Consider the following 26,184-nt stretch of genomic DNA (forward strand, 5'->3'; position numbering starts at 1 on the left):
CACGGGCGGCCCGGATTGCCGGGGGATGCCGCCGGGGCCTGCCCTGAGTTATAGTCAGTTTGACAATAAGTGGCGGGGCGAGGGAGGAGTGGGGATGGACTACGCAAACGTGGCCGAGCGGCGTGAACAGCCCCCGGCGCTGGCCGTCTCGACCGTGATCTTTGCGCTGCGTGAGGACGGGAACGTGGGGCGCAAGACGCTCTGGCTGCCGCTGGTGCGCCGGACCCGTGAACCGTTCAAGGGACGGTGGGCGCTGCCGGGCGGGCCCCTGGGCGCCCGCCAGTCCCTGCAGGACGCCGCGGCCGCCAACCTGCTGGCCACTACGGGCCTGGTCCCGCAGTACCTCGAACAGCTCTACGCGTTCGGCGGGCTGGACCGCTCGCCCTCCCGCCGGGTCGTGTCCATCGTCTACTGGGCGCTGGTGCGCGGGGACGGACCGGCCCCCGGGGGAGCAGGCCCCGGCGGGGCGCTCCGCGAGGACCCCAACGTGGCCTGGTACCGCGCCGAAGACCCCGCTGTCCTCGCGGACCTGGCCTTCGACCACCGCCAGATCGTGGAGTACGCGCTGTGGCGCCTGCGCAACAAGGTCGAGTACGGCTCGATCGCGCACCGGCTGCTGGGCGAGCGCTTCACGCTGGCCCAGGTGCGCGAGGTCTACGAGGCCGTCCTGGGACGGGCCCTGGATCCGGCCAACTTCCGCCGTCAGCTGCGCGGCACCCCGGACATCGAGGCCACCGACGAGTTCCTCCAGGGGGGCAAGCACCGCCCTCCACGCCTGTACAGGTACACCGGGGACACCACCCCGGCCGCCACCGGTCCTCCCCTCCCGCAGCACCCCGCCCAGGCGGCGCCACCCCGGCAGGCATCCCACCCAGAACACCACCCAGCACTCCACGAGACGGACACACCATGAGCAGCGTCAACAGCACCATCCAGCGCCTGGTCCTTTCCCGGACCCCGGAATCCACCTGCGGCACGGACCTGGCCAAGGCCCCGTGGGCCTTCGACGCCGGGGCGCCCGCCTACGGCCCCGGCGCCTCCCGCTTCGACGAGGCCCCGGCCGCCACCCCGCGCCAGGGCGAAATCCCCGCCGAGTACCGCGAGGCCTCCGACGAGGAACTTTTTGCCCGCATCCTTGCCGCCAAGGAGACCCTGGGCGAGCGCGTGGTGGTGCTGGGGCACTTCTACCAGCGCGACGAGGTGGTGCGGTTCGCCGACTTCGTGGGGGACTCCTTCCAGCTGGCTAACGCGGCCCTGACCCGGCGGGAGGCCGAATACATCGTTTTCTGCGGGGTGCACTTCATGGCCGAAACCGCCGACGTGCTCTCCCGCGACGGGCAGGCCGTGATCCTGCCCAACCTGGCCGCCGGGTGCTCCATGGCGGACATGGCCGACGAGTCCTCCGTGGAGGAGTGCTGGGAACAGCTTGAGGAGCTCTACGGCACCGAGCCCGACGCGGAAGGACGCGTCCCGGTCATCCCGGTCACCTACATGAACTGCTCCGCCGCGCTGAAGGCCTTCGTCGGCCGCCACGGAGGCATCGTGTGCACCTCCTCCAACGCGGCCACCGTGCTGGAGTGGGCCTTCCAGCGCGGCCAGAGGGTCCTCTTCTTCCCCGACCAGCACCTGGGCCGCAACACCGCCAAGGCCATGGGCATCCCGCTGGAGCAAATGCCGATGTGGACCCCGCGCAAGGCCCTGGGCGGCAACACCGCCGAAACCCTCGAGACGGCCCGGGTGATCCTGTGGCACGGCTTCTGCTCCGTGCACAAGCGCTTCACCGTGGCCCAGATCGACAAGGCCCGCGCCGAGCACCCCGGGGTCCGGGTAATCGTGCACCCCGAGTGCCCGATGCCGGTCGTGGATGCCGCCGATGCGGCCGGCTCCACCGACTTCATCCAAAAGGCCATCGCCGCCGCCACCGAGCCGTCCACGTTCGCCATCGGCACCGAGATCAACATGGTCAACCGGCTCGCCGCCCAGTACCCCCAGCACACCATCTTCTGCCTGGACCCGGTGATCTGCCCCTGTTCGACGATGTACCGCATCCACCCGGGCTACCTGGCCTGGGTCCTGGAGGAGCTGGTGGCCGGGCGCGTTGTCAACCGCATCACCGTCGATGAGGGCGTCGCGGCCGACGCGCGCACGGCCCTCGAGCGGATGCTGGCGGCCCGGCCGTGACCAGGCGCCCGTCGCTGGCGATCGTCGGATCCGGGGTGGCCGGGCTCTATGCCGCCGTGGCCGCCGCCGAACGCGGCCACGCCGCGGTCCTGCTGACCAAGGACCGGCTGCAGGATTCCAACTCCTGGTACGCCCAGGGTGGGCTCGCGGCCGTGGGCCCGGACGGGGCAGCCGCCGGCGACTCGGTTGAGCAGCACGTCGCCGACACCCTGCGCGCCGGGGCCCGGCTGAACGACGCCGGCGCCGTGCGGCTGCTCTGCGCCGCCGCCTGGCCGCAGGTGCGGCGCCTGGCCGCGCTGGGCTCCGCGTTCGACACCGACGCCACCGGAACGCGCTACCTGTTGGGCCTGGAGGCCGCGCACGCGCATCCGCGCATCCTGCACGCCGGCGGCGACGCCACCGGGCGCGCCCTCTCCCGCGCCCTGATTGCCGCCTGCCGCCGGCTTGAGGCGCAGGGGCGGCTGGAGATCCGCGAGGGCGCGTTCGTCACCGCCCTGCTGCACGACGCCGGCCGGGTCGCCGGCGTGCGGCTGCTCCGTGCAGGCCAGCGGACCGGCCAGCGGGCCGGCGCCCGCGAGCTGGTTGCCGCCGGTGCCGGGGCCCGCGGCGCCGGGGTGTCCGGGATGTCCGGGGCGGGGGAGCGGGACCCGTTGGGCGCGGGTGCGGGGGAGGAGGGCTGCGCAGAGGAGGTGCGCGCCGACGTCGTGCTGCTGGCCACCGGCGGCATTGGCGCGCTCTACCCGCAAACCACCAACCCGTCCGGCGCCACCGGCGACGGTGCGGCGCTGGCCTGGGAGGCCGGGGCCGTGCTGGCCGATGCCGAGTTCGTCCAGTTCCACCCCACGCTGGTTCCGCACGGGCCCTTCATGGTGTCCGAGGCCGTGCGCGGGGAAGGGGCGGTGCTGCTGGACGGGACCGGGCGCCGCTTCATGCCGGACGTGCACCCGGACGCGGAACTGGCCCCGCGCGACGTCGTTGCCCGCGCCATCCACCGTACCCGCGCGGCCACCGGCGCCGTGCACCTGGACGCGACCGGCGTCGAGCGCGTCCGCGGGGCCGGGTTCCTGGCCCGCCGCTTCCCCGCGATCACCGCCCGGCTCGCCGAACTTGGCTTCGACCTCGCCACCGCCCCGGTGCCGGTGGCCGAGGCCCAGCACTACTGGATGGGCGGGGTCCTGACCGACGGCGCCGGGCGCACCACTGTCCCGGGGCTGCTGGCCGCCGGGGAAACCGCCTGTACCGGCGTCCACGGCGCCAACCGGCTGGCCTCCAACTCGCTGCTCGAGGCACTGGTCTACGCCTGGCGGGCCGTCGCCGCACTGGATCCCCACGCGCCGGACACCGAAGCGCCGGGTTCCGCGGCCGCGACGGAAGCCCTGGCCGGGGTGCACGCGCTGGACACCGCCCCGGCAGGCCCGGCCCGTCCACACCCGGCCCCTCCAGACCTGGCCGACCTGCACGCGGTCACCGGCACCGGGCTGGGCGTGGAACGCGACGCCGCCGGGCTGCGCGCCGCCGCGGACCGGCTGGCGCGGCTGCAGGCCGACCACCACCGCGTCCGCGGGCCGCAGGACGCCGGCCGCACCGCCGTCGAACTGTCCAACCTGCTGGTCCTTGGCCGGGTCGTCGCCTCGGCCGCCGCGCTGCGGGAGAATTCCCTGGGCGCGCACTGCCGCACCGACCACCCCCAGCCGCCCGCCACCGCCGCCCGCCACGGATTCGTCCGCCGCACCACCACCCAGACAGGACCCGCCACCGCATGAGCACCGCCTTCACGCCCGCCCCCTACCCCGTGCCCGCCCGCGTGCTGGAGCCCATCGTGGCCGCCGCGCTCGCCGAGGACGCCCCCACCGGGGACCTCACCGGGGCCGTGCTGATCCCGGCCGGGGCGACCGCCACCGCCGACGTCGTGGCCCGCGAGCCCGGCATCTGCGCCGGGCTGGACGCTTTCCGTGCCGCCATGGAGCTGACCGATCCCACCCTTGCGGTCGAAGCCCGGATCGCCGACGGCCAGGCGTTCTCCGCCGGGGACGTGCTGGCCACCGCCCGCGGCAACGCGCGCGGCCTGCTCGCCGGCGAGCGCGTGGGCCTGAACCTGCTCCAGCGCCTCAGCGGCATTGCCACCGCCACCCGGGCCTACGCCGAGGCCGCCGCCGGGACCGGGGCACGCATCGCGGACACCCGCAAGACCACCCCCGGACTGCGGGTGCTGGAGCGCTACGCCGTGCGCTGCGGCGGGGGGTTCAACCACCGCGACTCGCTCTCCGACGCGGTCATGGCCAAGGACAACCACCTGGCCCTGCTGGGCGGGGGCGAACAGTTGACCCGGGCCCTGCGCGAGGCGCGCGCCCGGCTGGGACACACCGTGCACTTCGAGGTGGAGATCGACCGGCTGGACCAGTTGGAGGCCGTCGTTTCCGCCGGCGTGGACACCGTCATGCTGGACAACTTCTCCCTGGCGGACCTGGCCGAGGGCGTGCGCCGGGTCGCCGGACGCTGCCTGGTGGAGGCCTCCGGCAACGTGCGCCCGGACACCGTGGCCGCCATCGCCGCCACCGGCGTGGACGTGATCTCCTCCGGAGCGCTCACCCACAGCGTGCGGGCCCTGGACCTGGGGCTGGACTTTCGCCTGGACACGGCAGCAGACGCGGACGGTGCGGCGCAGGCGGGCGGTGCCTGGTGATCTACCTCGACGCCGCCGCCACCACCGCGGTCCGCCCCGAGATCCTGGACACGGTGTGGCCGCTGCTGACCACCGAGTTCGGCAACCCCTCCAGCCGGCACACCGTGGGCGAAACCGCGGCCCGCGCCCTGGACTACGCACGCACGCTGGCTGCCGCCGTGCTGGGCGTGCGCGCGGGGGACATCGTCTTTACCTCCGGCGGCACCGAATCGAACAACCTGGCCCTGAAGGGGCTGGCCCTGGCCAACCCGCGCGGACGGCACCTGGTGATTACCGCCGTCGAGCACTCCTCGGTGCGCGAAACGGCCGACTACCTGGTCCGCCACCACGGCTTCGCCCTGGACGTGGTTCCGGTGGACCGCCACGGGCGGGTGGAGCCCGGGCGGGTGGCCGCGGCGCTGCGCCCGGACACCACCCTGCTCTCCGTGATGGCCGTGAACAACGAGGTCGGCACCATCCAGCCGGTGGCGGAGGCGGCCGCGGCCGCCCGTGCCGTGGGCGCGCTGGTGCACACCGACGCCGTGCAGGCGGCCGGCTGGATGGACCTGGCCCCGCTGGCGGCGGCCACCGATGCGCTCAGCGTCTCCGGGCACAAGCTGGGCGGGCTGAAGGGCTCGGGCCTGCTCTACCTGCGCGGCCGGCTCGAGGCCGAACCGGTGCTGCACGGCGGCGGGCAGGAACGCGGCCGCCGCTCCGGAACGGAGAACGTGGCCGGGGCCGTGTCCACGGCCACCGCCCTGAAGCTGGCCGCCGAAGCCTCCGCCGGCGGGGCGGCCGAAGGCTACGGCCGCTTCCTGGCCGAGCACGTGCTCCAGGGCCTGGACGGGGCGGCACTGCTCACCGGGCACCCCACCGAGCGGGTTCCGGGGATCGTCTCCTTCTGCTTCCCGGGCACCTCCGGGGAGGCGGTGCTGCTGGAGCTGGAGCGCCGCGGCGTGGTCTGCTCCTCCGGTTCGGCCTGCCACGCCGGGTCCACGGACCCCTCGCCGGTGCTCCTGGCGATGGGGTACGACGCCGACACAGCCCAGACCGCGGTCCGGCTCAGCTTCACCCGCGGGGTGAAGGAGGCGGAGATCGCGCAGGCGGCCCGCGCCACGGTGGCGGCCGTGAAAGCGGTCGCCGGGCTCTAGCGGGCCCGCGCGGTGCCGGGCGGCGGCATACCGGGGGAGGCTGCGGTATTCCCGGGTGGGTGGGGCGGACCGCGGCAGGCAGTACGCTGGGAGGCACGCCGGGCCGGGCCGATCCGTTCCGGCAAGCCCCCTTCGACCCGCAGGACACCCCCCATGAACAGGACCGTTTCCTCGCGCCTGGTGGCGCGCACCCAGCCCGGAACCCGGCTGGTATACGCCGTCGCCGCCGTGCGCGACCCCGGCTATGATTCCTTTGCCGAGGACCTGGCCGTCACCATCGACGGCGTCCCCGCTTCCGTCACCGAGGTCGCCGACCACCACGGCGGCCGATTCCACGTACTGGACACCCCGGAGGCGGCCGAGGTCGTCTTCGAATACCGTGCCGAGGTCGGCGGCCAGGCCGATTCCCCGGTGGCGGACCCGGCGGACCTGATCCGCTACGTGCGCCCCTCGCGCTACTGCGAGTCCGACAAGCTGCTGCCGACCTCCTACGCCGAGTTCGGCGCGTTGCAGGGCGTGGAGCTGCTGCACGCGGTGCGCGAGTGGGTGGCGGCCGAACTGGCCTACGTGCCCGGTTCCTCCCGCCCCATCGACGGGGCCGTGGACACCCTCCTGGCCCGGCGCGGTGTGTGCCGCGACTACGCCCACCTGGTCGCGTCCCTGCTGCGCGGCAAGAACGTGCCCGCCCGCTTGGCCGCCTGCTACGCCCCCGGACTGGATCCCATGGACTTCCACGCGGTCGTGGAGGCCTATGTGGACGGTGCCTGGCACGTGGTGGACGCCACCGGACTGGCCCCGCGGCAGGGCCTGCTGCGCATCTCCACCGGCGCCGATGCTTCGGACACCGCATTCCTCTCCACCGTGGCCGGCTCGCTGCGCCTGACCGAACTGAAGGTGGACGCGGCTTGGGATGCAGCAGCCGGGGATTCCGCCGACCCCGGCGCCGGGATCCCCGTCATCCTGCGCTGACCCGTAAGTGAACGGCCCGCAATAGAACGGCCCGCCGCGGCCGGGTCCCGGGACCCGGCCGCGGCGGGCCGTTCACGTGCATTGTTGCCGGGAGCCTCCCGGCAGGGGGCTCAGGCCTTGACGGCGAGCACCGGTGCCTCCGCCTGCAGCAGGATCCGCTGGGCGGTGCTGCCGAGGATCAGCTTCCCTACCGGGCTCCGGCGCCGGAGTCCGATCACGACCAGGTCGGCGTGGTGTTCACGGGCCGCTTCGAGGACCTCCTCGGCCGGGTCGTGCCCGCGGAGGGGCTGGAGCAGGAGGTGCTCGACGCCTTCGGCCTCGAGCCGCCGGGCCAGGTTCTCCGCCTGCTGCTGCTGGATGAACCTCTGGTCCACGAGCGCATCACCGCGGGAGGTGTTGACGACGACCAGGAGCGTGCCGCCGGAGCGGGCCTCCCTGATGGCCCGCTCGAGGGCGGCCTCGCCCTCCGGGGTGGGGATGTAGCCGACGACGACGCTCACACCTTCTCCTTGTTTTCGGTGGCATTCTCTGTGTCCTGCGGGTTCCGGGTGCCGGCGCTGCGGTGAACGGCGTGGTGTTCAGCGGCCTCGGGGGTTGCCCCCATGGTCACTTCCTCCAGCGTGGAGGGCCGTCCTCCGCGTGCCTTGCGGACCAGGGCGATGATGAGCGGCAGCAGGAGGACCACGACCACGATGCAGTAGATGACGATGGCGAGCGGCTCGCTCCAGAGCCCGGAGATCTCGCCGCCGCTGAGCTGCAGCGACTGGCGCAGTTGCTCCTCGGCCCGCGGGCCGAGGATGAGCCCGATGATCAGGGGCAGGACCGGCAGGCCATAACGGCGCATGGCGAATCCGAGCGAGCCGAGGACCAGCAGGATGACCAGGTCGAACGCCTGCAGGTTCACCGCGTAGGCACCGAGGGTCGCGAAGAACAGGATGCCGGCATAGAGGTAGGGGCGCGGCAGCCGCAACAGCTTGGCCCACATCGGGGCCAGCGGCAGGTTGACCAGCAACAGCAGAGTGTTGCCGATGAACAGGCTCGCGATCAGCGCCCAGACCAGGTCCGGTTCCTTTTCGAACAGCAGCGGGCCGGGCTGGATGCCGAACTGGATGAAGGCCGCCAGCATGACCGCGGCGGTGGCGTTGGTCGGCAGGCCCAGGGCCAGCATGGGGGTGAGGGTGCCGGCGGCGGAGGCGTTGTTCGCCGCTTCCGGTCCGGCGACGCCTTCGATGGCACCGTGTCCGAATTCCTCCGGATGCTTGGAGAGCTTCTTCTCGGTGATGTAGGACAGGAAGGTCGGGATCTCGGCGCCGCCGGCCGGCAGCGCGCCGAACGGGAAGCCGTACGCGGTGCCGCGCAGCCAGGGCTTCCAGGAGCGCTTCCAGTCCTGCCTGCCCATCCAGGGCCGCCCCACGGGGATGGTGCTCATGGGTTTGCGGCGCAGGTGCGCCGCGGTCCACAGGGCCTCGCCCACGGCGAAGATCGCGACGGCGACCACGACGATGTCCAGGCCGTCAATGAGCAGCGGCTGGCCGAAGATGAGGCGCTGCTGGCCGGACACCGGGTCAAGCCCGATCAGGCCGATGGCGAGGCCTATGCCCAGGGACGCGAAGCCGCGCAGCTTGGATGAGCCGAGGACCGCGGTCACAGCGATAAGGGCGAGCACCATGATGGCCAGGTATGTGGGCGCACCCAGGCTGACCGCAAACTTGACGACCAGTGGCGCGAACGCCACGAGCAGGGCCGTGCCGATGGTGCCGGCGACGAAGGAGCCGATGGCGGCGGTGGCCAGTGCCTGCGCGGCACGCCCGGCCTTGGCCATCTTGTGGCCCTCGATGGCGGTGATGACCGTGGCCGATTCGCCCGGGGTGTTCAGCAGGATCGACGTGGTGGACCCGCCGTACATGCCCCCGTAGTAGATACCGGCGAACATGATGAAGGCACTGGTCGGCTCCAGGTTGTACGTCACGGGCAACAGGAGGGCGACGGCCATGGCCGGGCCGATGCCCGGCAGGACGCCGACGGCGGTGCCGAGCACGACTCCGACCAGGGCGAAAAGCAGGTTCATCGGCGTCGCCGCCGTGGCGAAGCCCTGCATCAGCAGGTTGAGTGTCTCCATCAGAGCACTCCTTCCAGGGGACCGGCCGGCAGGGGGATGCCGAGGCCGAGGTAGAAACCGTAGAACGTGGCCAGCGACAGGGCCAGGGAGATCAGCGCGTCGCGGACATAGCGGCGGCTCCCGAGGGCCCACACGCTGATGTAGAACATGAGGGCCCCCGAGATTACCCAGCCGACCACGTCGATGAGCACGATGTTCAGCACGAACGCCCCGACCAGGGGGAGGAGCGTCCGCCAGTCGCTCGGGTGCGTCAGGTCGACGTCCTCCCCCTCCTCGGCCTCGCCGCTGCCTCCGCGCAACACGTTGACCGCGAGCAGCACCGCGCAGACCAGCAGGATGCCGGCGACGATGATGGGCATCGTGCGCGGCCCCACCGGGTCCGTCTGCGAAAAGGTGGTCTGCAGGTGCAAGCCGTCCCACAGGACCACGGCCCCGAGGATCCCCAGCAGGGCGGCGATCCCAAGTTCGGACTTGCCTCTCAGCCGCGTGGTCAGGGCGGACATTAGAGCCCCAGTTCGGACAGCACGTCCTCGACGCGCTGGTCCTGCTCGGTCAGGAAGGTCTTGAACTCATCGCCCGTGACGAACGCGTCGGTCCATCCGTTGTTCTTCAGTTCCTGCTTCCACTCGGGGGTGGCGTGCATCTTTTCCAGTGCGTCGATCCATTCCTGGCGGTCGGCGTCCTCGATCTGCGGCGGGGCAACGATGCCGCGCCAGTTCGTGAAGACCAGGTCGATGCCGGCCTCCTTGAAGGTCGGGGCGTCGACGCCCTCCAGGCGCTCTTCGCCGCTGGTGGCCAGGACGCGGATGTCGCCCGTCTCGATCTGCTCGATGTATTCGCCCGCACCGGAGGCGGCGAAACCGATCTTGTTGCCGAGGATCGCCGGCAGCAGGTCGCCGCCGCCGTCGTAGGAGACGAAGTTGACGTCCTTCGGGTCGATCCCGACCGCTTGGGCCAGCTGCATCGGCAGCAGGTGGTCGGGGCCGCCCGGGGAGGAGCCGCCGCCGACGCTCAGCTTGGAGGGATCCTGCTTCCAGGCCTCCACGAGGTCCTCGATGGTCTGGTAGGGCGAGTCCTTCGGGACCATGATGGCCCCCGGCTCCTCGATGAGCTTCGCCAGCGGAGTGGTGTCCGTGAGCTTGGCCGGGGAGTCGTTGGTGTAGCTGGCTCCCACGACGCCCAGTCCCATGAGCATGCCGAGGTCGCCATTGCCCTTCTCGTTCACAACGCGGGCCAGGCCCACCGTGCCACCGGCGCCGGCGAGGTTGAAGACCTCGATGTTGGAGGCGATGCCGGTATCCTGCATGACCTTGGCCGCGCGGCGGGCCGTGGTGTCGTAGCCGCCGCCCGGGGTGTTCGGGACCAGGATGCGCATGTCTTCGATGGGTCCTGCCGCGGCGCTGCCGGAGGTTGAAGAAGCGGAACCGGTCACGCCACAGCCGGTGGAGGTGAGGATCAGGAGGCTGGCGGCGGCTGCCAGTCGGAGGGAGGTCTTTCCACGCATGGGAGGAATCCTTCGTCGTTGAGGGAGTGTGCGAATGGATCCACCGTAGATTTGCCTGTGAGGCAGGTCACTCTTGTGTTACCAAAGAAACTTGTGGTCATTGTGTTCACGCCGGAATGCGCGGACCCGGAGACCGGACATATATTGCATCAACACGCCCACCCGCCACGCTCCGGGTGCGCACGGAGAGAGGAACCGCTTGCCGCACCAGCCGCCGGATCACCGGTCCCCCCTGCGCCGCGGCCGGCGGCAGACGCTGGCGGGGCAGTATTTGGTGCTGCAGCTGCTGATCGTTGCGGCGGTCCTGGTCGGGGTCGTTGCACTGTCACTGGCACAGTCCACCCGGACCTTCGAGCGCGTGGAGGGCCGGCGGGCCCTTTCCGCCGCGGAAAGCCTTGCCGCCACGCCCGCGGTGCGCCAGCTGCTGCCGCAGGCCCGCCCGCGCTTTGGTTCCGTCCTGCCGGCCGTTGCCGAGGGGGTCAGGAGCAGCTCCGGCTCCGAGTGGACCGCATTGGCGGTGGGCGACGGCACCGTGGTGACCTCTTCGGATCCGACCCAAATGGGCGCCCCCCTCCCGCTGGGCGACAGCGCCGTGATGTCCGGCCGCGCATGGACGGGCAGGCTGGAGATGGGCGGACGGTCCTTCCTGGTCGCCCACGTCCCCGTGATCGGCGATGACGGGACGATGGTGGGCCTGGCAGCCGTCGGCCGCCGGTACCCCTCGTTTGCGGAACTGCTGGGCCAGGCGGCTCCGAATCTTCTGGCATACCTGGGGGTGTCCCTGGCCCTGGGAACGGCGGGATCGCTGATGCTGGCCGCGCGCGTCAAGCGGCAGACCCTGGGGATGGAGCCGGACGAGATCGCCGGGCTGGTGGAGCACCGCGAGGCGATCGTGCACGGCGTCAAGGAAGGCGTTCTTGCCCTCGATCGCGAGCAGCGGATCACGCTGGCCAACAGCACCGCGCGGCACCTGCTGCAGCTGCCCGCCGATTGCCTGGGACGGCGGCTCGAGGACTTGCCCGTGCCGCCGGAGCTGCGTGAGGTGCTGGCATCCGACCAGGCCCAGCCGGACCAGTTGGTGCTGGTGGGCGACCGCATCGTGGCGCTCAACCGGATGCCGCTGAGCTCCCGGGGACGACTGATTGGCTCGGTGACCACCCTGCGCGACCGCACCGAGCTTTCCACGCTTGAGCGGGAACTGGGGATGACCCGAGCCACCACTGACCTGCTGCGCGCGCAGACCCACGAGTTCGCCAACAACCTGCACACCATTTCCGGGCTCATCCAGATCGGCGAGTACGACGAGGTGGTGAAGTTCGTCGACGGGGTGCACCTGAGCCGCACCCGTCTTCATGACGACATCACCTCGCGCATCGCCGACCCCGCACTGGCCGCGCTGCTCATCGCGAAGACAAGCGTCGCGGCGGAGCGCGGAGTCGAATTGCGGCTGGATGGAGCGTCGCGCCTCGAGCGCGTGGATGAAGAACTGGCCCGGGACCTGACCACCGTGGCGGGAAACCTGGTGGACAACGCCATGGAAGCGGTTACCGGCCGTCCCGCCCCGCGGGTCGATGTCGCGGTGCGGGATGCCGGCGACACGATCGAGATCGAGGTGCGGGACAACGGCCCGGGGGTTCCGGAGGAACACCTGGCCAACGTCTTCCGCCAGGGCTACACCACCAAGTCCGGCACCGCGGACGCCGAACGGGGCTTCGGGCTGGCTCTGGCCCGCCTGGCGTGCGTTCGGCGTGGGGGCGGCATCGAGGTTCACAACGACCGCGGAGCTGTGTTCCGCGCATGGCTGACGAGGGGAATGACTGCCGCATGATCAGGGTGTTGGTCATCGACGATGACTTCATGGTCGCCAAGGTGCACGCCGGGTTCGTCCGGCAGGTTCCCGGGTTCACGGTGGTGGGTGCGGCGCATACCGGTGCCAGCGCCCTGGAGGCGGTGCGGACGCTGAAGCCCCACCTGGCCCTTCTGGACATCCACCTTCCGGACGTCAACGGCCTGGACCTCCTCCAGCAGCTGCGCGAGGTGGACCCGGAGCTGGACGTCCTGGTGATCAGCGCCGCCCGCGAAGCGGACACCGTGCGGCGGGCCCTGCGCGGGGGTATCGTCCACTACCTCATGAAGCCGTTCTCCGCGGCGGACCTGCGTGACCGGCTGGAGCATTACCGGCAGGCGTACCAGCCGCTGACCGGATCCAGCAATCCGGCCGAACAATCCGACATCGACCGCATCTTCGGCGTTGCCAGCAGCCAGCAGCCGCTGCCCAAGGGCTGCAGCATGGAAACCCTCCAGCGCGTGGTGGACCTGCTGCGCTCGAGCCCCGGCGATCTCTCGGCCACGGAAGCCGCCGCGCAGCTGGGGACGTCCCGGGTCAGCGCCAGGCGGTACCTGGAGTACCTGAACGAAATCGGCAGGGTCGAGATCCGGCTGCGCTACGGCGCCGGCCGGCCCGAACGCGGCTACGCCTGGCTCCCCGTCTAGGTTTCCCGTCCGGGCTCCATGTTGGGCCTTTCCGGGCCCCCGTGCCGCTGGAAACCCTTGCTCCGGCTGACCAGCCCCTTTCGACAGGATGTAGAACCACCTTGTACGGTGGGGACACTGAACCCGACCCGAAAGGACACCCCCATGCCCTACGGAAACACCAACGGTATTGTCAGCGAAATCCCGGTCGAAAACATCACCCCCGGTATGGTCGGCACCTGGAATGACGGCGAAACCAGCGTCATCTACGACGTCACGACGACGTCCGAGCCCGCCCAGGACTATCTGGTCAGCTACCGATCCCTGGCCCCGCGCCCGGACGGCAACCACAACACGGACACCCTCGAGGTGCCGGTGACCGCCTCCCTGCCCATCATCGTCTCCTCCATCGCCGATCCGGTTCCCCTCGAACCCTGATCCCCGGCGCCCCGGGCCACGGGGGCTGGGGAAACCCCGGGCCCGGACGCGCGGAAGCGGCGGCACCCAAGGACGGGTGCCGCCGCTTCCCTTTTCCGCCGATGGCCCGTTCCCGCCGGCGGCCAGCACACCGGACCTCCCGGGCTTCGCTCCGGGGCGTCATGCCCCAAAGGCGCAGGTCCCGGAGACGCAGGTTCCGTTCGCGCCCGGTGCTAGGGCAGGGCCGCGGAGATCTTGCGCGTCAGTTCCTGGAGCTGTGCCAGTTCCCCGCTGTCCAGCGCCGGGGCAAGCAGCTCATGGATATGGCGTACGTGCTCGCGCCCGATCCTGCGCTGCAGTTCCCGTCCGGCGTCGGTGAGCGAGACCAGCACCGCGCGCTGGTCGCTCGGGTCGGGGCGGCGCTCCACCAGGCCCTTGGCCTCCAGGCGCTCGGCCATCCGGCTCAGGCTCGGCTGGCTGATGAGCAGGTGTTCGTTGAGGTCGGTGAGCCGGCTGCTGCCGGAGGGGCAGCGGCCCAGGTTGAACAGCACGTCGTATTCGCGCATGTTCAGTTCCTTGAACTCGGCCAGCTTCTGGAGCCGTCGCATCATGCCCACCTGGCAGCGGAAGAGCGCCTCCCACGCCTCGGCGGCCTCGCGCACGGTGGGGGAGTCAGCCACGTGCGGACTCCGCGGCCTTGGCCCCCCGCGCGGCGACGCGGTTTGCGTGCGTGGGCCCCTCGGGGACGTCGGCCGGCTTGCGCTTGGCGAACTCGGCCCGAAGCTCCGGCAGGACGTACTCGCCGAAGAGGTCAAGCTGGTTCAGGACCGTCTTCAGCGGAAGCCCCGCGTGGTCGATCAGGAACAGCTGGCGCTGGTAGTCGCCAAAGAACTCCTGGAAGGAGAGGGTCTTCTCCAGCACCTCCTGCGGGGATCCGACGCTCAGCGGGGTCTGCGCGGTGAAGTCCTCCAGCGAGGGCCCGTGCCCGTAGACGGGGGCGTTGTCGAAGTACGGACGGAACTCCCTGACGGCGTCCTGGGAATTCCTGGCCATGTAGAACTGCCCGCCCAGGCCAACAATCGCCTGGTCGGCGCGGCCGTGGCCGTAGTGCTCATAGCGCTCGCGGTAGAGCCCGATCAGCTGCTGGTAGTGCTCCTTGGGCCAGAAGATGTTGTTCGCGAAGAACCCGTCGCCGTAGTACGCGGCGATCTCGGCGACCTGCGGGGTGCGGATGGAGCCGTGCCACACGAACGGGGCGACGCCGTCCAGCGGCCGGGGGGTGGAGGTGAAGTTCTGCAGCGGGGTCCGGTGCTTGCCGGACCAGGACACCACGTCCTCGTCCCACAGCCGGCGCAGCAGGTGGTAGTTCTCCACGGTCAGCTCCACCGAGTCCTGCAGGTTCTTTCCGAACCACGGGTACACCGGGGCGGTGTTGCCGCGCCCGAGGACCAGGTCCACGCGTCCGCCGGAGAGGTGCTGCAGCATCGCGAAGTCCTCGGCGATCTTCACCGGGTCGTTGGTGGTGATCAGGGTGGTGGCCGTGGAGAGGATGATCCGCTCGGTCTGCGCCGCGATGTAGGCCAGCGTGGTGGTGGGGGAGGAGGAGAAGAACGGACGGTTGTGGTGCTCGCCGATGGCGTACACGTCCATCCCGATCTCCTCGGCCTTCCTGGCAATCTCCACCGAGGCGCGGATGCGCTCCTGTTCGGACGGGGTCTTGCCGGTGGTCGGGTCGGTGGTGATGTCGCTGACGCTGAATACGCCGATCTGCATGGGGTGCTCCTTCGCTTGGCCTGCATCCATGATGCCAGAAAATCTATGCAATTGCATGTAATAACCGGCGTGGGGGCCTGTCCATTCCGCCCCGGCGGGGTGAGGTGCGTCTCGCCGAAGTCCCTGGAGCACGCCGGGCCGCCCCTGCGAAGCCCGCCGGCGCGGCCCGGCGCCCGGCAGGCTGCAGGGAAGGCCCGGGTGGGGGATGTCGGTGGGGGATGGAAGTGGGGTGCGGAGCGCGGGAAAGGGAAACTCCTAGACGCCGGCTCCCACGGGATTCCCCTCGAGGTCCGGGTCCCCTTCCCGCGGGGAGGCCGCCGACGCTCCCTGCGGGCCCCGGGGGCGGCCGCGGCGCAGGGCCGCGCGCTCCTTGGCCCCCTCCACAAGGCGGTACAGCACCGGCACCAGCACCAGGGTCAGCAGCGTGGAGGAGGCCAGGCCGCCGACCACCACGATGGCGAGCGGCTGGGAGATGAACCCTCCGCTGCCGGTCAGGCCCAGGGCCATCGGGGCCAGCGCGAACACTGTGGCCAGCGCCGTCATCAGGATCGGGCGCAGGCGCTGGCGGGCGCCGTGGAAGATCGCCTCCTCCAGCGGCATCGCCGGCTCGGTGCCGCGCGGGAGCCGGTACTGGTTGATCAGGTCAATCAGCACGATCGCATTGGTCACCACGATGCCGACCAGCATCAGCATGCCGATCAGCGCGGGCAGGCCCAGCGGGACGCCGGTGAGCAGCAGCAGGCCCACCGCGCCGGTGGCGGCGAACGGGATCGAGACCAGCAGCACCAGCGGCTGCACCAGGGACTTGAAGGTCGCCACCATGATCACGTAGACAATTGCGACGGCGGCCAGCAGGGCCAGGTACAGCTGCCTGAAGGAGTCGGCCTGTTCGCTCGCCGCCCCGCCGATGCTCGCCGTGGCGCCCGCGGGCAGGGCCAGCCCCTCGAGGCGCTTGCCGACCTCCGCCGAGACGGCGCCCAGGGAGTTTTCGCCCGGGCTGACCGAAACGGTGGCGATGCGCTCGCCGTTGGAGCTGGAGATGGAGGCCTGCGCCTCCACGGTACGGACGGTGGCAACGTCGCCGAGGCGCACCGGGCCGGCCGGGGCGGCCAGTTCCAGGGCGCGCAGCCTGGCCGGGGAGGTGAGCGTGCGGCCCTTACCGATATACACGGAGTAGTCGGTGTAGCCGATGCGCACGGATCCGGAACTGGCGGGCTGGATGGCGGCGGCGGCGAGCAGCGCCACCTGGGACTGGGTCAGCCCGCGGTCCGCGGCAGCCTGCGCGTCGACCTCCACCTCCAGGCGCGGTGCGGTGCCGCTCAGGTCGCTCTCCGGGGCCCGGGCGTCCGGGATATCCCGCAGGGCCGCCACCACGGCGTCGTTGGCTTCCGCCAGGGCCTCCGGCGTCGGCGCCTTGACCTGCACATCGACGGTGCTGGAGGCACCCATGGGCCCCCCGCGCCCCCCGCCCACGGATACCTCGCCCCGCGGGGCGGCCTCCGCCAGCGCGGCCCGGGCGGCCTCCTGCACGGCCACCTGGTCCGTGCCGGAGGCGGTGACCACGGTGTAGGAGGCCGTATCGGCCGCCCCGGGCCGGCCGAAGCTCCCGCCACCGATGGAGACCTGCACGGCCTCGACGCCGTCCACGCCGCGCAGCGCCTCCTCGACCGGCCGGGCGGCCCGGGAGGTGGCGGCCAGGGAGGTCGAGGCCGGCATCGCCTGGGTGACGGTGAAGAAATTCTGCCCGCTGGAGCCGAGCAGGTTGGTCTGCAGCAGCGGCACCATCGCCACGGTGCCGGCGAGCACCAGCACCGAGGCCAGCAGGGTGGCAACCGGGCGGCGCTGCGTTGCGCGCAGGACCGGCGCGTAACCGCGCTGGAGCCAGGACCGCAGCTCCCTGGCCTGGGCCCGCTCCCGGTCCACGGGTCCGGCGCTCCGCCGGCGCCCGAGGAACCAGTAGGCCAGCACCGGCACAATGGTCAGCGAGACCAGCAGCGAGGCCAGCAGCGCGATCGTCACGGTGAGCGCGAAGGGGCGGAACAGCTCGCCGGCCACGCCGCCGACGAACGCGACCGGGGCGAACACCGCGACCGTGGTGAGCGTCGCGGCGGTGACTGCGGCGGCCACCTCGCGGACCGCGGCGATGATGGCCCCGAGCCGGTCCCCGCCGTATTCAAGGTGGCGCTTGATGTTTTCGATGACCACGATCGAATCGTCCACGACGCGGCCAATCGAGATCGTCAGCGCCCCAAGGGTGAGCATGTTCAGGGAGAATCCGGCCGCGCTGATGCCGATGAAGGTGGCCAGCAGGGACAGCGGGATGGAGACCGCGGTGACCAGCGTGGAGCGCACGCTGGTCAGGAAGACCAGGATGACCGCCACGGCGAAGCCCAGCCCCAGCAGGCCCTCCACGGTGAGGTCGTGGATGGACCGCTCGATGAACGGGGCCTGGTCGAAGACGACGGTGATCTCCGCCTCCGGGCCGAGCTCGGACTCCAGGTGCGGGATCAGCGCGTTGACCGCGTGGGAGATGGCGACGGTGTCCCCGTCGGGCGTCTTGGTGATGGAGACCGCCAGCGTCTGGGCGCCGTTGGTCCGCGTGATGCTGGTGGCGGGGTTGTCCACCAGTTCGACGTCCGCCACGTCGCCGAGCAGCACGACGCCGGAGGGGCCGGCCAGCGAGACCGCGCGCAGCGCCTCGAGCGAGCCGGGCCCGCCACCGGCCTGCGCGGCCAGGGCCAGGGACCCTTCCCGCACGGTGCCCAGCGGGACGAGCAGCCCGGCCTCCTCGACGGCCCTTTCGAGGCTGTCCCGGGTGAGCCCGTTGGCGGCCAGTTCGTCCGGGTCCGGGGTGATGGAGATACGCTGGCCCGCCGCCCCGCTGACGTCGACCCCGCGCACGCCCTCGACCTTGGAGAGGGCGGGCACGGTCAGCCGTTCGACGTCGGCGGAGAGTTCGTTCAGGTCCTGCCGGCCGGCGACGGCCAGGTAGACGACCGGGAAGTCGGAGATGGACCCGGCGAAGGAGGAGGTGGAAGCGTCCTCGGGCAGCGTCCCGGAGGCGTTGGAGATGGCCCGCTCCACCTGGTTGCGCGCGCGGTCCAGGTTGGTGCCGTAGGCGAAGCTCAGCGAGATCCGCGAGACGGAGTCGGAGGAGACCGCCGACGAGGATTCCAGGTCCTCCACGGCAAGGAGCGCCGATTCCAGCGGCTGGCCCACCTGTTTGTCCATCACCTCGGCGGAAGCCCCCTGCAGCGTCGAGACGACGGTGACCTGCGGGAATTCCAGCGAGGGAACGAGTTCCTGTTTCAGCGAACCCGTCGTGAGCACCCCGAACACCGCCGTGAGGACGGTGATCAGGGCGATCAGGGCGCGGTTGCCCAGGGACAGGGAAGCCAGCCGGTGCACGGCACTCCTTGCGTTGTGGGCTGCTAGGCCAGCTCCAGGACCTTGTCCGTGGCGGCGGTGACCTCGGCCAGCAGCAGCGGGTTCTCGTTCAGCTTGGCGCCGTAGCTGGGGATGATCTCCTTGAGCTTGGACTCCCAGCCGGAGAACTGCTGCGGGAAGCAGCGGTTCAGGAGCTCGATCATGATCGGCGCCGCAGTGGACGCGCCCGGGGAGGCCCCGAGCAGGCCGGAGAGGGTACCGTCGGCGCTGGTGATGACCTCGGTGCCGAACTGCAGCACGCCGCCCTTCCGCGCGTCCTTCTTGATGACCTGGACGCGCTGGCCGGCGGTGATCAGCTCCCAGTCGGAGCCCTCGCCGGCGGGGTAGTACTCGCGCAGCGCCTCGTCCTTCTTGGCACGGGACTTGAGCACCTCGGTGACCAGGTACTTGACCAGGCTCGTGTTGTCCTTAGCGACGGCCAGCATCGGCACGAGGTTGTGCGGGCGGACCGAGGCAACCAGGTCAAGGTAGGAGCCGGTCTTGAGGAACTTGGGCGAGAAACCGCCGTACGGGCCGAACATGAGCGAGCGCTTGCCGTCGACGAAGCGGGTGTCCAGGTGCGGGACGGACATCGGCGGGGCGCCCACGGACGCCTGGCCGTAGACCTTGGCGTGGTGGCGGGAGATGATCTCCTCGTTGGTGCAGCGCAGGAACTGCCCGGAGACCGGGAACCCGCCGAAGCCCTTGGCCTCGGCGATGCCGGAGGCCTGCAACAGGTGCAGGGCACCGCCGCCGGCGCCGACAAAGACGAACTTCGCGTTGACGGCGCGCTTGGCCCCGGTGGCGCGGTTCTTGACGGTGAGCTGCCATCCGTTGCCGGAGCGCTCCAGGCCCGTGACACGGTGGCCGAAGTTCAGCTCCGCCCCGGCCACGCCCAGGTAGCTGGTCAGCTGGCGGGTCAGGGAGCCGAAGTCGACGTCGGTGCCGGCCTCGACCCGGGAGGCGGCAACGCGCACGGAAGGATCGCGCCCTTCGGCGACCAGCGGAGCCCACTCGTTGATGGTGGACAGGTCCTCGGTGTGCTGCATCTTCTCGAACAGCGGCTGGGCGCTCAGGGACTCGTAGCGGGCCCTGAGGTACTGCGCGTGCGCATCGCCCATCACGAAGCTCATGTGCGCCAGCGGGTTGATGAAGGTCTTCGGGGGGCCGATCAGGCCCTGGGCAACCATGTGGGCGTAGAACTGGCGGGAAACCTGGAACTGCTCGTTGATGCCGATGGCCTTGGCCGGATCGACGCTGCCGTCCTTGCCGGCGGGGGCGTAGTTCAGTTCGCACAGGGCGGCATGTCCGGTGCCGGCGTTGTTCCAGGGGCCGGAGGACTCAAGGCCGGCCTGGTCGAGGTTCTCGAACAGGCCGATGCTCCACTCGGGCTCCAGCTGCTTGATGAAGGCGCCGAGCGTGGCGCTCATCACGCCACCCCCGATCAGCGCGACGTCGAAGTTCTGGGTGGGTTGCGAGGGCACGGGAAATCTCCATCCGACGGGTCTGGTGGCTCAGAGCCAAGGGTATCGCCACGGCGGGACCCGCAAGAAATCAGCAAGCCGCGGAACGGTTCCCGGCCCGTGCCGCGCAGGCCCCCTCCGGCACGCACCCGAAGGGAGCGCGCCGGAGGGGGCCCGGTGCTGCCGGCGGGACCGGTACTACTGCGCGGTGGCCTCGACGGGCGCGGCGTTGTAGACCTCGGTGCCGGCGAAGAAGGTCCGCTGCACCCTGGTCCGGTGGATCTCGTTCGCGGGGATGCTGAAGATGTCGCGGTCGAGCACGATGAAGTCGGCCGACAGGCCCGGCACGAGGGAGCCCGTGACCCCGCCCAGCCCCATGGCCTGGGCGGGGTTGCGGGTGAACGCGAGCAGCGCCTGCTCCAGCTCCAGGCGCTGGCTGGGGTTCAGTGCCGTGGTCACCTCAGGATCCGGATTCTCCCGCGTGACCAGGGTTTCCAGTCCGATCCACGGGTCCGGGGTCGGCAGTGCGCAGGGCCAGTCGGAGCCGGCCGCCAGGAGCGCCCCCGCCTCGACAAGGTCCCTGGTCCTCCAGCTGGAGTCCACGGTTTCGGCCGGGATCTGCTGGGCGATGCTCTCCTGGATGACGCCGGGGTACCAGATGTACGGGGAGGCGTCGGGAACAACGTTGAGCTCGGCGAAACGGGGCACGTCCGCGTCGTCGAGGAATTCGACGTGGGCGATCTGGAAGATCGGTCCCGGGCCCCGCTCCTTCCGGACCTGTTCCACCGCATCCAGGACCAGTCGGGCGGAGGCGTCCCCGGTGGCGTGCAGTTTGGCGTTGAGGCCCCGGTCGTAACACATGCGCAGCGTCTCGACCAGGTCGTCATGGTTCCAGTACGGCTCCCCGCGGAATTCCGGGTCCTCGTGCCGGCCGTGGCAGACGTAGGGGCGCAGCATGGCCGTGGTGCGCGTCATCGGCACCCCGTCGAGCACCACCTTGATGAAGTCGGGGCGGACGTGCTCGCTGCGGTGCGCTTCTCCAATCCCAAGGAGCTCGTCACCCACGGTCCCGGTCTCCAGGAAGGGGCGGACGGGCATGGACCCCACCACCCATGCCGTGATCTCGCCGGCCGACTCCAGGTCCGCGAGGGCTTTCCAGCTGTACTCCATGGTGGCCGCGTCCTGGACGCTGGTGATCCCGTAGGAGTTCAGCGTGGAGAGCGCCGTGGCCAGGGACGTCCGGTGGCGCGCGGCCGGATCGGTGAGGGAGGCCGACAGCACGGCTTCGGCCTCGGCCGAGGCGATCTCGTGCAGCACCCCGGTCAGGGCTCCGCCGGCGGCGGCGTCGCGCACGTAGTGGCCGCCCTCGGGGTCCGGGCTGTCGGCCGTGATGCCCATCAGCTGCAGGGTGGTGGAGTTCACCCACCGGTTGTGCATGGAGTCGTCGCGCAGCAGCACCGGGCGGCCCCCGGAAGCCTCGTCCAAAGCGGCAAGGTCCTCCACGTTCCCGACCACATCCATCACCGTGCTGCCCACGATGCCGCCCACGATCCACTCCTCCGGACCCAACTTTTGGGCCCAGTCCCGGACCTTGCCGAAAATGATTTCTTTCGTGTCCGTGGGCTGCAGCGGCAACTCCCAGGCCAGCATGGATCCGCCCAGCCCCAAGTGGGCATGCCCGTCACTCAAGCCCGGGAGGACCACCTGGCCGCCCAGGGATTCGACGTGCGTGGCCGGCCCGGCCAGGGCCTGGATGTCGGCACTGGCACCCACGGCGCTGATGCGTCCCCCCGCCACGGCGAAGGCCTCGGCCCAGGGGCGGTCGGGATTGGCGGTGAAGACCTTGGCATCCAGCACGATGAGGTCCGGAGCAGGAGTGGAAGACATGAGGCGCCTTTCGGTGAAAGCGGATGGGAAGGCCCGCCGAAGCCCGGGAGGGGATCCGGAAAACCGGGGCAATGTGGACTGCATCACACAGCATGTCCCGCGAACCAGTCTTCTGTACAGACGTACAGAAAAGATTTCCCTGCGGTTACGGTTGCGTCTCCGATGGCGCGGGGGCGGGAAGGGCGGGACCGCGACCCCTCGCGGAGCCGCGGACCGGCCCGGTCCAGGGATGGTTTCTAGGGATGGTTCTGCGGAGCCTTCAGTGGCGCAGGCGCGAGAGGAAGGCATCCAGCTGCGCCAGCTGCCGTTCCGGCGTGGTCTCCTGGGGCGTCAGGACCGCCAGGGTCTGCAGCCCCATGAGCATGGCCATGAGTTCGTCCACGGTGGAGCCGATGTTGGTCCCGGGGGAGACCGACCCGTCCTCCCGCGCCTCCTCCAGCCGCCTGCCCAGCTCGGCGCGCCACTGCGAGGTGCGGTCCGCGAACAGCGCAGACTTCTCCGGCGAACTCAGGGCCTGCTGCCAGAACGTGAGGACAATGCGTGCCTCCAGGTAGCGGGTGTGGTCCAGGGGCATCACTTCCAGGCACAGGACCCGCAGCCCGGCCAGGCCGTGCCGGTGGGGGCAGGCGGCGTCCACCCGGGCGTTCGTGGCGGCAAAAACGTACTCGAACGCGGCGGTGATGACCTCGTCCTTGTTCTTGAAGTAGTAGAGCAGGACGCCGTTGGCGTATCCGGATTCGGCGGCGATGCGCCGGGTGGTCACCGCCTCCAGGCCGTCGGTGGCAATCAGCCGCCAGACGACGTCGACAATCTCCCGCCGTCGGGCCTGATGGTCCACAACTTTTGGCATCCCACCTCTTCACGCTCGCCACCGTGCGCATTTGCCGGTGGCTCCATCGTAAGGGGCCGCCACCGTGCCCGCCCCAACGTGCCCCGCGCCGCACCGGATGGAACCGGCGCCAGCGCCGTTCCTTAGGTGGCCAGGCCTTAGGTGGCCAGTCCCTAGGTGGCCAGGCCCACCCGGTCGAACGTTTCGTCCAGCACCGGGCTGGAGGGGTAGTTGCGCACCCGGTCGCTCAGCGCCAGCGCCGAGATCGGGTAGGCCAGGGGCAGGGCCGGCAGGTCGGTGGCAAGCCGTTCGCCGATCTCCTGGTAGGCCCTGGTGCGCTGTTCCCCGGCGGGCAGGGTGCGTGCCTCGAAAATGCGGCGGCGCACCTCGGCGTCGGTGTAGCCGAATTCGGCGGAAGGGGCGCCGAACAGCGCCCCGAGGAAATTGTCGGGGTCGCGGTAGCCGCCACTGAAGCCCATCAGGTGGAACCCCTTGTGCCGGCCCGCGCGCACCTGCTCCAGGTACCCCTCGTCCCAGGGAATGGGCACGGGCCGGATCGTGAATCCGACGGCGGTGAGCTGGCGGCTGATCTCCGCGTAGATCCGCTCGGGCAGCGGAAGGTAGGCGCGCGTGACGTTCAGCGGGTAGGCGAAGGGAATGGGCTCGCCGTCGTAGCCGGCGGAGGCCAGGAGCTGGCGCGCCTGCTGCGGGTCGTAGCCGCGGTAGGTTTCCGGGTTGGGGATGCCCAGGCTCGGCGGGACGAAGCTGCGCGCCTCCTTGGTGCCGCTGATGAAGAAGGCATCGACCAGGGACTGCCGGTTCACGGCGTGGGCCGCCGCGCGGCGCACCTCGTCGAGGGCCAGGAACTCGTTGGACTGGTGCATGCCCAGGTAGAGGATGGAAAACGGGTCGCGCTGGACCACCTGCTGGCCTCCGCGGACCAGGTCGCGCAGCCCGTCCACGGTGACCAGGTCGTAGCCGTCGATGTCCTTGCGCCGCAGTGCGCGCAGCCTGGAATCGGGATCGCGCAGCGCGCGGAACGTGGCGGTACCGATCTGCCCGCCCCCGCGCCAGTGGCCGGCATGGGCCTTGAGGGTCACGGTGTCCCCGTCCCGGCCGGCGAAGGCGAAGGGGCCGGTGCCGACGGGGCGTTCCCCGAACCCGCTGGCGACCCGTCCATGCTTGTCCACGTTAAGAGTGTCCGCGCCGGTTTCCCCGAGGGCAGCGGGGGAGGCGATGCCGAACCCCGGCATCGTCAGGGCCTCGATGAGCGTGGGCAGCGGGCGGCGCAGGGTGAGCACCACGGTGTGGGGCCCCGTGGCCCGGATGGACCTGAAGTGGCCGGCCGGAACGGTGCCGGAGCCGTCCTCGGCCGGCACCCTCTGGTGCTGGTGGAAGACGGATTCGAAGGTCAGCGCCGCCCAGCCGGAATCCGTGGCCGGCAGCGAGGCCCAGCGGGTGAAGTTCGCCACTACGGCGGCCGCGTCGAAGTCGGTGCCGTCGTGGAAGCGGATGCCCTCGCGCAGCGTAAAGGTGTAGGCGAGTCCGTTGCCGCTCACCGACCACCCGGTGGCCAGCGCCGGGGTGGGGCTGCCGGTGTCCGGGTCCACGCCGACCAGGCCCTCGAAGATCTGGCGGGTGATGCGGAACGTGTCGGCGTCGGCCGCGAGGGCCGGGTCAAGGGTCCGTGGGACCGCGGGCGTGCCGAAGACGAAGGACTGCAGTTTCGGTCCGGCCACCGGGCCGGTGGCGGAGGCCGGCGGGGAACCGGTGGGGGCCGCCGAGCAGCCGGCCAGGGTGGCGGCCACCACGGCGCCCAAGCCCAGGAACGAGCGGCGCGAGGGCGCCGGGGCGCCCGGGCCCATGGTGGACGGGTCCTCGCCAAGCCCGGTGCTGCGGTCCACGCGGTTGTGCTCCTTGGTGTCGGGGACGTCGGTCGGGGAACGCGCAGGGCCCCCGGAAACCTCCGGGGGCCCTGCGCGCCGGTATTCCGCGGGGCTTCCCGCGGCCGGGTGGGTGCGAGCGGGGGGACTTGAACCCCCACGTCCGAAGACACTGGAACCTAAATCCAGCGCGTCTGCCAATTTCGCCACGCTCGCTTGCCGGTGCCGCCGGCCCGTTCGGCATCCCCAGTGTATCGGAAGGGACCCGGTGGACCGGGCAGCCCGGGCGGCAGGGACTCCGCCCCAAAGGGGACGAAGGGCGGGGTCCGCCTGGACGCTAGGCCGTGTCGAGCCCGAGGTCGCGGCGCAGTTTGGCGACGTGCCCGGTGGCCCGCACGTTGTACTGGGCCAGGGCGACCTTGCCGTCCGGGTCCACCACGACGGTGGAGCGGATGAGCCCCTCGTAGGTGCGTCCGTAGTTCTTCTTCTCGCCCCAAGCGCCCCAGGCGGCAGCCACGGAGTGGTCCTGGTCGCTGAGCAGCGGGAAGGTCAGGGACTGGGCCCCGGCGAAGTTCTTCAGCTTGGCCGGGGCGTCGGGGGAGATGCCGAGCACCCTGTACCCGGCGGCGCCGAGGGACTCCAGGCTGTCGCGGAAGTCGCACGCCTGCTTGGTGCACCCCGGGGTGGAGGCGGCCGGGTAGAAGTAGACCACCACGGCGGAACCGGAGAAGTCGGCGAGCGAGACGGTGTTGCCGTCGGCGTCCGGCAGGGAGAAGGCGGGCGCGGCATCGCCGGGGCCGAGGCGGGTGGGCTGGTCGCTCATGGTGCTCTCCTGGGGCTGGGCGGGTGGTGCCGGGCCGGTGGCGCAGGGCGGGCCGCCGGCTGGTGCCCCGGGGCCCGCGGGCCCCGGGGCACCAGATACCAAGAAAGGCCAGCCTTTCGGCTGGCCTTTCCCTGTTTTGGTGCACCCCCCGGGACTTGAACCCGGAACCCATTGATTAAGAGTCAATTGCTCTGCCAATTGAGCTAGAGGTGCATCATTGCGTCCTGTACCGGAGGCCCGGCGTCGTTCGCAACGAGATAAAACAATAGCGCCTCCCGGGCCCAATTCCAAATCGTCCCCGGACGGTGCCGGGCCTCCATGGAAGCCTTCGGGCCCGGGCCCGGAGGCCTCGGGGCGGCACAAAATCCTCCGACGCAAAATCCCCCGACCCGGCGGACCGGATCGGGGGATTTTTCCCGGGTGCACCCCCCGGGACTTGAACCCGGAACCCATTGATTAAGAGTCAATTGCTCTGCCAATTGAGCTAGAGGTGCATCGCTGCCGGACGGGCTCCCACTTGCGTGGTGCGCGTCTGCAACGAGGAAATACTCTAGGCCCTTTTTCGCCAAACACCAAATCGGGGGCGGTTTTGCGGTGCATGTCACAGCCGGGCCGCCCCGGTGGC

The 26,184-nt window shown here is 70.9% G+C and carries 21 protein-coding genes and 3 tRNA genes; 9 read left to right on the plus strand and 15 right to left on the minus strand.

The genetic code is table 11. The features are described from left to right. Positions 1-94 precede the first annotated feature (94 nt). The 6 genes from NCCP_RS01720 (at position 95) to NCCP_RS01745 (ending at position 6,963) form a co-directional block, all read left to right on the plus strand. Positions 95-913 carry an NUDIX hydrolase gene (locus NCCP_RS01720; protein WP_172627256.1) on the plus strand — a complete coding sequence of 273 codons (819 nt, stop codon included), beginning with the start codon at positions 95-97 and terminating at the stop codon, positions 911-913. Further along, the gene (nadA, locus tag NCCP_RS01725) at positions 910-2,181 is read left to right on the plus strand and encodes a quinolinate synthase NadA (RefSeq protein WP_149955353.1); all 1,272 of its coding nucleotides are present in this window, start codon (positions 910-912) and stop codon (positions 2,179-2,181) included. Before NCCP_RS01720 ends, nadA begins: the two co-directional genes overlap by 4 nt. Continuing rightward, positions 2,178-3,944 (plus strand): L-aspartate oxidase, encoded by a 1,767-nt coding sequence (locus NCCP_RS01730; protein WP_149955354.1) that lies wholly within the window; start codon positions 2,178-2,180, stop codon positions 3,942-3,944. The genes nadA and NCCP_RS01730 overlap by 4 nt, the downstream gene beginning before the upstream one ends. Continuing rightward, entirely contained in the window at positions 3,941-4,864 is a 924-nt protein-coding gene (gene nadC / locus NCCP_RS01735) for a carboxylating nicotinate-nucleotide diphosphorylase (protein WP_149955355.1), read from the plus strand. The genes NCCP_RS01730 and nadC overlap by 4 nt, the downstream gene beginning before the upstream one ends. Continuing rightward, entirely contained in the window at positions 4,861-5,994 is a 1,134-nt protein-coding gene (locus tag NCCP_RS01740) for a cysteine desulfurase family protein (protein ID WP_149955356.1), read from the plus strand. The genes nadC and NCCP_RS01740 overlap by 4 nt, the downstream gene beginning before the upstream one ends. 153 nt (positions 5,995-6,147) lie before the next feature. Further along, positions 6,148-6,963 carry a transglutaminase-like domain-containing protein gene (locus NCCP_RS01745; RefSeq protein WP_149955357.1) on the plus strand — a complete coding sequence of 272 codons (816 nt, stop codon included), beginning with the start codon at positions 6,148-6,150 and terminating at the stop codon, positions 6,961-6,963. Positions 6,964-7,073: 110 nt separating this feature from the next. Here NCCP_RS01745 and NCCP_RS01750 read toward each other — a convergent pair whose 3' ends face one another. Genes NCCP_RS01750 through NCCP_RS01765 form a run of 4 tightly spaced genes read right to left on the minus strand, consistent with a single transcriptional unit; the run spans position 7,074 to position 10,586 of the window. Continuing rightward, positions 7,074-7,463 (minus strand): universal stress protein, encoded by a 390-nt coding sequence (locus NCCP_RS01750; protein ID WP_149955358.1) that lies wholly within the window; start codon positions 7,461-7,463, stop codon positions 7,074-7,076. Next, complete coding sequence (locus NCCP_RS01755; protein ID WP_149955359.1) at positions 7,460-9,082, minus strand: tripartite tricarboxylate transporter permease; 1,623 nt, start codon at positions 9,080-9,082, stop codon at positions 7,460-7,462. The genes NCCP_RS01750 and NCCP_RS01755 overlap by 4 nt, the downstream gene beginning before the upstream one ends. After that, positions 9,082-9,585, minus strand: a complete 504-nt coding sequence (locus tag NCCP_RS01760; RefSeq protein WP_149955360.1) for a tripartite tricarboxylate transporter TctB family protein — start codon at positions 9,583-9,585, stop codon at positions 9,082-9,084. Before NCCP_RS01760 ends, NCCP_RS01755 begins: the two co-directional genes overlap by 1 nt. Beyond that, positions 9,585-10,586, minus strand: coding sequence for a Bug family tripartite tricarboxylate transporter substrate binding protein (locus tag NCCP_RS01765; protein WP_149955361.1), 1,002 nt, complete (start codon positions 10,584-10,586; stop codon positions 9,585-9,587). The genes NCCP_RS01760 and NCCP_RS01765 overlap by 1 nt, the downstream gene beginning before the upstream one ends. A gap of 199 nt (positions 10,587-10,785) precedes the next feature. Here NCCP_RS01765 and NCCP_RS01770 point away from each other — a divergent pair, with 199 nt between their 5' ends. The 3 genes from NCCP_RS01770 to NCCP_RS01780 all read left to right on the plus strand — a co-directional run bounded on the left by NCCP_RS01770 (position 10,786) and on the right by NCCP_RS01780 (position 13,496). Continuing rightward, entirely contained in the window at positions 10,786-12,414 is a 1,629-nt protein-coding gene (locus tag NCCP_RS01770; protein WP_225873612.1) for a sensor histidine kinase, read from the plus strand. Next, entirely contained in the window at positions 12,411-13,079 is a 669-nt protein-coding gene (locus NCCP_RS01775) for a response regulator (RefSeq protein WP_149955362.1), read from the plus strand. Before NCCP_RS01770 ends, NCCP_RS01775 begins: the two co-directional genes overlap by 4 nt. A 144-nt stretch (positions 13,080-13,223) precedes the next feature. Next, positions 13,224-13,496 carry a hypothetical protein gene (locus NCCP_RS01780; RefSeq protein ID WP_149955363.1) on the plus strand — a complete coding sequence of 91 codons (273 nt, stop codon included), beginning with the start codon at positions 13,224-13,226 and terminating at the stop codon, positions 13,494-13,496. A gap of 212 nt (positions 13,497-13,708) precedes the next feature. Here NCCP_RS01780 and NCCP_RS01785 read toward each other — a convergent pair whose 3' ends face one another. The 11 genes from NCCP_RS01785 to NCCP_RS01835 form a co-directional block, all read right to left on the minus strand. After that, positions 13,709-14,155, minus strand: a complete 447-nt coding sequence (locus tag NCCP_RS01785) for a MarR family winged helix-turn-helix transcriptional regulator (RefSeq protein WP_225873613.1) — start codon at positions 14,153-14,155, stop codon at positions 13,709-13,711. Then, positions 14,148-15,248 carry an LLM class flavin-dependent oxidoreductase gene (locus NCCP_RS01790; protein WP_149955364.1) on the minus strand — a complete coding sequence of 367 codons (1,101 nt, stop codon included), beginning with the start codon at positions 15,246-15,248 and terminating at the stop codon, positions 14,148-14,150. Before NCCP_RS01790 ends, NCCP_RS01785 begins: the two co-directional genes overlap by 8 nt. Before the next feature lie 255 nt (positions 15,249-15,503). After that, positions 15,504-18,656: an efflux RND transporter permease subunit gene (locus NCCP_RS01795; RefSeq protein WP_149955365.1), complete on the minus strand. Its 3,153-nt coding sequence runs from the start codon at positions 18,654-18,656 to the stop codon at positions 15,504-15,506. A gap of 23 nt (positions 18,657-18,679) precedes the next feature. Then, positions 18,680-20,158 (minus strand): malate:quinone oxidoreductase, encoded by a 1,479-nt coding sequence (locus NCCP_RS01800; protein WP_225873614.1) that lies wholly within the window; start codon positions 20,156-20,158, stop codon positions 18,680-18,682. 177 nt (positions 20,159-20,335) lie between these two features. Then, positions 20,336-22,024 carry an amidohydrolase gene (locus tag NCCP_RS01805; protein WP_149955366.1) on the minus strand — a complete coding sequence of 563 codons (1,689 nt, stop codon included), beginning with the start codon at positions 22,022-22,024 and terminating at the stop codon, positions 20,336-20,338. 259 nt (positions 22,025-22,283) lie between these two features. Then, positions 22,284-22,874, minus strand: coding sequence for a TetR/AcrR family transcriptional regulator (locus NCCP_RS01810; RefSeq protein WP_149955367.1), 591 nt, complete (start codon positions 22,872-22,874; stop codon positions 22,284-22,286). Positions 22,875-23,026: 152 nt separating this feature from the next. Further along, positions 23,027-24,757 carry an ABC transporter substrate-binding protein gene (locus NCCP_RS01815; protein WP_225873615.1) on the minus strand — a complete coding sequence of 577 codons (1,731 nt, stop codon included), beginning with the start codon at positions 24,755-24,757 and terminating at the stop codon, positions 23,027-23,029. Positions 24,758-24,870: 113 nt separating this feature from the next. Further along, positions 24,871-24,952, minus strand: a tRNA-Leu gene (locus NCCP_RS01820). A 121-nt stretch (positions 24,953-25,073) separates the two neighbouring features. Next, complete coding sequence (bcp, locus tag NCCP_RS01825) at positions 25,074-25,559, minus strand: thioredoxin-dependent thiol peroxidase (RefSeq protein WP_149955368.1); 486 nt, start codon at positions 25,557-25,559, stop codon at positions 25,074-25,076. 137 nt (positions 25,560-25,696) lie between these two features. Then, a tRNA-Lys gene (locus NCCP_RS01830) sits at positions 25,697-25,772 on the minus strand. A gap of 208 nt (positions 25,773-25,980) precedes the next feature. Further along, a tRNA-Lys gene (locus NCCP_RS01835) sits at positions 25,981-26,053 on the minus strand. Positions 26,054-26,184: the final 131 nt, after the last annotated feature.

This window comes from Zafaria cholistanensis, from assembly GCF_008580665.1.
Lineage (GTDB): Bacteria > Actinomycetota > Actinomycetes > Actinomycetales > Micrococcaceae > Zafaria > Zafaria cholistanensis.

Bases quoted from the DNA above. Each gene is read 5' to 3' on its own strand.
- NCCP_RS01720 (WP_172627256.1), top strand. From the start codon at position 95: ATGGACTACGCAAACGTGGCCGAGCGGCGTGAACAGCCCCCGGCGCTG.
- nadA (WP_149955353.1), top strand. From the start codon at position 910: ATGAGCAGCGTCAACAGCACCATCCAGCGCCTGGTCCTTTCCCGGACC.
- nadC (WP_149955355.1), top strand. From the start codon at position 3,941: ATGAGCACCGCCTTCACGCCCGCCCCCTACCCCGTGCCCGCCCGCGTG.
- NCCP_RS01745 (WP_149955357.1), top strand. From the start codon at position 6,148: ATGAACAGGACCGTTTCCTCGCGCCTGGTGGCGCGCACCCAGCCCGGA.
- NCCP_RS01755 (WP_149955359.1), bottom strand. From the start codon at position 9,082: ATGGAGACACTCAACCTGCTGATGCAGGGCTTCGCCACGGCGGCGACG.
- NCCP_RS01760 (WP_149955360.1), bottom strand. From the start codon at position 9,585: ATGTCCGCCCTGACCACGCGGCTGAGAGGCAAGTCCGAACTTGGGATC.
- NCCP_RS01765 (WP_149955361.1), bottom strand. From the start codon at position 10,586: ATGCGTGGAAAGACCTCCCTCCGACTGGCAGCCGCCGCCAGCCTCCTG.
- NCCP_RS01775 (WP_149955362.1), top strand. From the start codon at position 12,411: ATGATCAGGGTGTTGGTCATCGACGATGACTTCATGGTCGCCAAGGTG.
- NCCP_RS01780 (WP_149955363.1), top strand. From the start codon at position 13,224: ATGCCCTACGGAAACACCAACGGTATTGTCAGCGAAATCCCGGTCGAA.
- NCCP_RS01790 (WP_149955364.1), bottom strand. From the start codon at position 15,248: ATGCAGATCGGCGTATTCAGCGTCAGCGACATCACCACCGACCCGACC.
- NCCP_RS01805 (WP_149955366.1), bottom strand. From the start codon at position 22,024: ATGTCTTCCACTCCTGCTCCGGACCTCATCGTGCTGGATGCCAAGGTC.
- NCCP_RS01810 (WP_149955367.1), bottom strand. From the start codon at position 22,874: ATGCCAAAAGTTGTGGACCATCAGGCCCGACGGCGGGAGATTGTCGAC.
- bcp (WP_149955368.1), bottom strand. From the start codon at position 25,559: ATGAGCGACCAGCCCACCCGCCTCGGCCCCGGCGATGCCGCGCCCGCC.